The organism is Pseudomonas sp. MIS38 (assembly GCF_019891575.1).
GTDB lineage: Bacteria > Pseudomonadota > Gammaproteobacteria > Pseudomonadales > Pseudomonadaceae > Aquipseudomonas > Aquipseudomonas putida_A.
On record NZ_JAFLXF010000047.1, the window covers coordinates 1 to 5855 of the forward strand.

Consider the following 5855-nt stretch of genomic DNA (forward strand, 5'->3'; position numbering starts at 1 on the left):
CCGGATACTTGCGCTGTGAATCCATAATCGACTCGGTCTTTCAGGTCGATGTTTGACGCCTGACACCTCAGTCAGCCCCCTCTCCCTCCGGGAGAGGGCTGGGGTGAGGGTGGCTTTTGACTTTAGCGTTACCTCCGACACTTCTGGCATAACACTTGCTCTTGCCTTGCCGTGCGACTGTGAAAACCCGATTAGTGACGGATTATTGGCATGGCGAAGAGCGAAGCAGCAGCTGTAAAAGACCCCGCGACCAAAGGCAAACTCAAGATGATCATCCTGATCGTGGTGGCTCTGCTGCTGGCGATCGGTGTGTCCGTGGGCGCGACCTGGTACTTCATGCACAGCGCTCAGAGCAAGCCTGCCGCAGCGGCCGAGGCTGCGCCGGTTGGCAAGCAGCCGGCGATCTTCGAGCCGATGGCGCCGGCGTTTGTCGCCAACTACAACCAGAACGGCCGTCAGCGCTACATGCAGGTGAGCATCACCATGCTGGCGCGTAACCAGGCCGATCTGGAAGCGCTCAAAGTGCACATGCCGGTGATCCGCAACAACCTGGTGATGCTCTTCTCCGGTCAGGATTTCGCCACGCTGGCGACCCCGGTCGGGCAGGAGATGTTGCGCCAGAAGGCTACCGCCAGCGTCCAGGAAGTGGCGCAGAAAGAGCTGGGCAAAGTGGTGATCGAACAGTTGCTTTTCACTAATTTCGTACTGCAGTAGGAACACGACATGGCCGTGCAGGATCTGCTGTCCCAGGATGAAATCGACGCGCTGTTGCATGGTGTCGACGATGGTCTGGTACAGACCGATAACGCTGCCGAACCCGGCAGTGTCAAAAGCTACGACCTGACCAGCCAGGATCGCATCGTCCGTGGACGCATGCCGACTCTGGAGATGATCAACGAGCGTTTTGCCCGTTACACCCGCATCAGCATGTTCAACATGCTGCGCCGCTCGGCAGACGTTGCCGTCGGTGGCGTCCAGGTGATGAAGTTCGGCGAATACGTGCACTCGCTGTACGTACCGACCAGCCTCAACCTGGTCAAGATCAAACCGTTGCGCGGCACCGCGCTGTTCATCCTCGACGCCAAACTGGTGTTCAAGCTGGTGGACAACTTCTTCGGCGGCGACGGCCGTCACGCCAAGATCGAAGGGCGTGAATTCACCCCGACCGAACTGCGTGTGGTGCGCATGGTGCTGGAGCAGGCGTTCGTCGATCTGAAGGAAGCCTGGCAGGCGATCATGGAAGTCAATTTCGAGTACATCAACTCGGAAGTGAACCCGGCCATGGCCAACATCGTCGGCCCGAGCGAAGCGATCGTGGTCTCCACTTTCCACATCGAACTCGATGGCGGCGGCGGTGACCTGCACGTAACCATGCCGTACTCGATGATCGAGCCGGTGCGCGAAATGCTCGACGCCGGTTTCCAGTCGGACCTCGACGATCAGGACGAGCGCTGGGTCAACGCCCTGCGTCAGGACGTGCTCGATGTCGACGTGCCGATCGGCGCCACCGTGGCCCGCCGCCAGTTGAAGCTGCGCGACATCCTGCACATGCAGCCGGGGGATGTGATCCCGGTCGAGATGCCGGAAGACATGATCATGCGCGCCAACGGCGTACCGGCCTTCAAGGTCAAGATGGGCTCGCACAAAGGCAACCTCGCGTTGCAGGTGATCGAGCCGATCGAGCGTCGCTGAAGCGGCGCTTTTCCCCCACGTATTTAACTGAATTGTTGCCCGCCGAGGACAAATGATGAACGACGAAATGAACGCCCAGGACGATCAGGCACTGGCCGACGAATGGGCTGCGGCCCTGGAAGAGACCGGTGATGGCAGCCAGGCCGACATCGACGCGCTGCTGGCCGCCGACGCTGGCGCTGCAAGCTCCAACCGTCTGCCGATGGAAGAGTTCGGCAGCGTGCCGAAGAACAACGATCCGGTGACCCTGGACGGTCCGAACCTGGACGTGATCCTCGACATCCCGGTGTCGATCTCGATGGAAGTGGGCAGCACCGACATCAACATCCGCAACCTGCTGCAACTGAACCAGGGTTCGGTGATCGAGCTCGATCGTCTGGCCGGCGAGCCGCTGGACGTGCTGGTCAACGGCACGCTGATCGCGCACGGTGAAGTGGTGGTGGTCAACGAGAAGTTCGGCATCCGCCTGACCGACGTGATCAGCCCAAGCGAACGCATCAAGAAGCTGCGCTGAGTGAAACGGTTTCTCTGGGCTTTGCTGGCACTGCCATTGAGCGTGCTGGCCGCCGAGCCGTCGACGGCGACCACCGTGCCTGCTGCCACCGCGCCGATGGTCAGCAGCGGCGTGGCCGGGCAACTGACGCAACTGGTGTTCGGTCTGTTGCTGGTGCTGGGCTTGATCTTCTTCCTCGCCTGGCTGCTGCGCCGGGTGCAGCAGGCAGGGCCGGCGGGCAAGGGCCAGGTGATCGAGCTGATCGGCTCCCGTGCGCTCGGTCCGCGTGACCGCTTGATGCTGGTGCAGGTCGGCAACGAGCAGATTCTGCTCGGCCTCAGCCCCGGCACCATCACCGCGCTGCATGTGCTCAAGGAGCCGGTGCAAGTGCCGAGCAGCAGCGAAAAAGCGACCCCGGAATTTGCCCAGCATCTGCTGAAGATTCTCGGCAAGGATCAGAAGGATAAGAAGTAATGGGTGCGCTACGCATCGTCTTTTTGCTGGCCCTGATGCTGGCCGCGCCGCTGGCATTCGCCGCCGATCCGTTGTCGATTCCGGCGATCACGCTGGGCACCAACGCCGATGGCGCGCAGGAGTATTCGGTCAGCCTGCAGATCCTGCTGATCATGACGGCGCTGAGCTTCATTCCGGCGGCCGTGATCCTGATGACCAGTTTCACCCGGATCATCATCGTCTTCTCGATCCTGCGTCAGGCCCTCGGCCTGCAACAGACGCCGTCGAACCAGATCCTCACCGGCATGGCGCTGTTCCTCACCATGTTCATCATGGCTCCGGTGTTCGATCGGGTGAACAACGATGCGCTGCAGCCGTATCTGGCGGAAAAACTCACCGCCCAGCAAGCGGTGGAAAAGGCCCAGATACCGATCAAGGACTTCATGCTCGCCCAGACCCGCACCAGCGATCTGGAGCTGTTCATGCGTCTGTCCAAGCGCACCGACATCGCCACCCCGGATCAGGCGCCGCTGACCATTCTGGTGCCGGCGTTTGTCACTTCCGAGCTTAAAACCGCATTCCAGATCGGCTTCATGATCTTCATCCCGTTCCTGATCATCGACCTGGTCGTGGCCAGTGTGCTGATGGCGATGGGTATGATGATGCTCTCGCCGCTGATCATTTCGCTGCCGTTCAAGATCATGCTGTTCGTGCTGGTGGATGGCTGGGCGCTGATCATCGGCACCCTGGCCAGCAGTTTCGGAGGTGTCTCGCCATGACGCCGGAAGTTGCGGTCGATATCTTTCGTGAAGCCCTTTGGCTGACCACATTGATGGTCGCGATCCTGGTGGTGCCGAGCCTGTTGGTTGGCTTGCTGGTGGCGATGTTTCAGGCGGCGACGCAGATCAACGAACAGACCCTGAGCTTCCTGCCGCGTCTGCTGGTGATGCTGGTGACGCTGATCGTCGCAGGTCCCTGGATCGTGCAGACGTTCATGGAATACATCATTCAGTTGTACAAAAACATTCCGATGGTCATCGGCTAAGCCATGCAGTCGCTGCTTCAGCTGACCGACACCCAGATCAGTACTTGGGTGGCGTCGTTCATGTTGCCACTGTTTCGCGTCGCCTCGATGCTGATGGTCATGCCGGTGTTCGGCACCACGCTGGTGTCGCGCCGGATACGCCTGTATTTCGCCGTGGCCATTACCGTGTGCATTGCGCCGAGCCTGCCGCCGATGCCAGCGGTCAGCCCGCTGGATCTCAGTGGCCTGCTGCTGATTGCCGAGCAGATTCTGGTCGGTGCGGTGCTGGGGTTTTCCCTGCAGCTTTTTTTTCAGGCGTTTGCCGTGGCCGGGCAGATTGTCGCGATCCAGATGGGTATGGGCTTCGCCTCGATGGTTGACCCGGCCAACGGCGTCTCGGTGGCGGTGATCGGGCAGTTCTTCACCATGCTGGTGACCTTGCTGTTCCTGTCGATGAACGGCCACCTGGTGGTCTTCGAAGTGCTCACCGAAAGCTTCACCACGCTGCCGGTCGGCGGCGGCTTGATGACCGCGCAATACTGGGAGCTGGCCGGCAAGCTTGGCTGGGTTCTCGGGGCGGCGTTGTTGCTGGTGCTGCCGGCGGTCACCGCGCTGCTGGTGGTCAACATCGCCTTCGGTGTGATGACCCGCGCCGCGCCGCAACTGAACATTTTCTCCATCGGTTTCCCGCTGACCCTGGTGCTGGGCCTGTTCATCGTCTGGGTCGGTCTGGCGGACATCCTCAATCAGTATCAACCGCTGGCCTCCGAGGCCTTGCAGTTGTTACGCGAACTGGCACGGGCGCGCTGAGCCATGGCAGAGAGCGAAAGCGGTCAGGACAAAACAGAAGACCCCACGGACAAACGGAAAAAGGACTCTCGTGAGAAGGGCGAGATTGCCCGCTCCAAAGAGCTCAACACCCTCGCCGTGATGATGGCCGGTGCCGGTGCTTTGCTGGTGTTCGGCGGCATGCTGGCCGAAGACCTGATGGAGCTGATGCGCCTGAACTTCACCCTCTCGCGCGAGGTGATCATGGATCAGGGGGCCATGGGCAGGTTCCTGTTGCAGTCGGGCCAGATGGCGCTGTTGGCGATCCAGCCGATCATGATCACCCTGTTGCTGGCGGCGTTGATCGGGCCGATCTCCCTCGGTGGCTGGCTGTTTGCGGCCGGCTCCATGGCACCCAAATTCAGCCGGATGAACCCGGCCGCGGGCCTGAAGCGGATGTTCTCGTTCAAGGCTGTGGTCGAACTGCTCAAGGCGCTGGCCAAATTTCTGATCACCCTGGGGGTGGCGTTGGCGGTGTTGTCGGCGGACGTCGATGATTTCTTGCGGATCGCCCACGAGCCGCTCGAAATGGCGATCATTCACAGCGTCACGCTGGTCGGCTGGAGTACGTTGTGGCTGGCCTGCGGCCTGATCATCATCGCCGCCGTCGACGTGCCGGTGCAGCTCTGGGAAGCCCACAAGAAACTGCTGATGACCAAGCAGGAAGTGCGCGACGAGCACAAGGATCAGGAAGGCCGGCCGGAGGTCAAGCAGCGCATCCGCCAGACCCAGCGCGAGATGTCGCAGCGGCGGATGATGGCGGCGATTCCCGACGCCGATGTGGTCATCACCAACCCGACCCACTACGCCGTCGCGCTCAAGTACGACTCGGAGAAGGGCGGCGCGCCGGTGCTGCTGGCCAAGGGCAGCGACTTCCTCGCGCTGAAGATCCGCGAAATCGCCGTCGCCAACAACGTCATGCTCCTCGAATCGCCGGGGCTGGCGCGTTCGATCTATTACTCCACCGAACTCGAGCAGGAAATCCCCGGCGGCCTGTACCTGGCGGTCGCCCAGGTGCTGGCCTACGTCTACCAGATCCGCCAGTACCGCGCCGGCAAGGGCAAACGCCCGGATCCGCTGAAAGACGATCTGCCGATCCCGCCGGATCTGCGGCGCGATTCCTGACGTTTGCCGTGATCAAAAAACCGCCGCCCCGAACAAACGGAGCGGCGGTTTTTTTATGCCTGACCCAAAGATATTTCGGCTCCTGCCGCGGTCATTGTGGTGAGGGGATTTATCCCCGATGGGCTGCACAGCGGCCCCAGACTTCAATCTTTCAGAAATACCGCGAGTTCAGGGTTTACGGCTGCTGCGCAACCGATCGGGGATGAATCCCCTCGCCACAGGTTCTTGCCTGCCTTCTTA

8 protein-coding genes are annotated in these 5855 nt (G+C 61.2%); all 8 read left to right on the forward strand.

Annotation, left to right across the window (positions count from 1 at the left end; genetic code table 11):
- Positions 1-210 precede the first annotated feature (210 nt).
- From fliL to flhB, 8 genes are read left to right on the forward strand one after another with little or no spacing between them, the layout of a single operon-like run.
- On the forward strand, positions 211-714 hold the full coding sequence (gene fliL, locus J1G18_RS27690; RefSeq protein WP_047599975.1) for a flagellar basal body-associated protein FliL: 504 nt from the start codon (positions 211-213) through the stop codon (positions 712-714).
- 9 nt (positions 715-723) lie between these two features.
- Positions 724-1692 carry a flagellar motor switch protein FliM gene (gene fliM / locus J1G18_RS27695; RefSeq protein ID WP_003222890.1) on the forward strand — a complete coding sequence of 323 codons (969 nt, stop codon included), beginning with the start codon at positions 724-726 and terminating at the stop codon, positions 1690-1692.
- A 55-nt stretch (positions 1693-1747) separates the two neighbouring features.
- Entirely contained in the window at positions 1748-2206 is a 459-nt protein-coding gene (gene fliN / locus J1G18_RS27700) for a flagellar motor switch protein FliN (protein ID WP_003222891.1), read from the forward strand.
- A complete protein-coding gene (gene fliO, locus J1G18_RS27705) occupies positions 2207-2659 on the forward strand; it encodes a flagellar biosynthetic protein FliO (RefSeq protein WP_041072979.1) in 453 nt (150 codons plus the stop codon).
- Positions 2659-3417, forward strand: coding sequence for a flagellar type III secretion system pore protein FliP (gene fliP, locus J1G18_RS27710; protein WP_223009591.1), 759 nt, complete (start codon positions 2659-2661; stop codon positions 3415-3417). The genes fliO and fliP overlap by 1 nt, the downstream gene beginning before the upstream one ends.
- Positions 3414-3683: a flagellar biosynthesis protein FliQ gene (gene fliQ / locus J1G18_RS27715; RefSeq protein ID WP_007920026.1), complete on the forward strand. Its 270-nt coding sequence runs from the start codon at positions 3414-3416 to the stop codon at positions 3681-3683. Before fliP ends, fliQ begins: the two co-directional genes overlap by 4 nt.
- A 3-nt stretch (positions 3684-3686) precedes the next feature.
- Entirely contained in the window at positions 3687-4472 is a 786-nt protein-coding gene (gene fliR, locus J1G18_RS27720) for a flagellar biosynthetic protein FliR (protein WP_047599973.1), read from the forward strand.
- A gap of 3 nt (positions 4473-4475) precedes the next feature.
- The gene (gene flhB, locus J1G18_RS27725) at positions 4476-5615 is read left to right on the forward strand and encodes a flagellar biosynthesis protein FlhB (protein WP_097090136.1); all 1140 of its coding nucleotides are present in this window, start codon (positions 4476-4478) and stop codon (positions 5613-5615) included.
- Positions 5616-5855 lie beyond the last annotated feature (240 nt).